The sequence below is a fragment of the Pseudoalteromonas sp. Angola-4 genome, from assembly GCF_028599265.1.
In the GTDB taxonomy this organism is placed as follows: Bacteria; Pseudomonadota; Gammaproteobacteria; order Enterobacterales; family Alteromonadaceae; genus Pseudoalteromonas; species Pseudoalteromonas atlantica.
Genome location: NZ_JAQREK010000135.1, coordinates 1 through 223, shown reverse-complemented (window position 1 = coordinate 223; position 223 = coordinate 1). Strand labels below are relative to the sequence as shown.

1 protein-coding gene is annotated in these 223 nt (G+C 53.4%); it reads left to right on the top strand.

Annotation, left to right across the window (positions count from 1 at the left end):
* Positions 1–223: hypothetical protein (locus PSH48_RS21165; protein ID WP_273612336.1), on the top strand; the 223-nt coding region annotated here is incomplete at both ends.

The window sequence follows — 223 nt, the reverse complement described above, 5'->3', positions numbered from 1 at the left end:
CTGTAAACGCGCAAGATAGCGTCGAACTTGATAACACCGCAGCGCTCACAACCAGCATTGATAAAACCGCCGACGGCGTGATTAATGGTAACGGTGAAAGCGCCGCCATGGTCGTGCGTGGCACGGTAAGCGATGTGGAAGACGGTCAAACCGTGACGGTGATCATCAGTGATGGCACAAACCAAGTTGAAACCACGGCGCTTGTGCAAAACGGCGAATACGT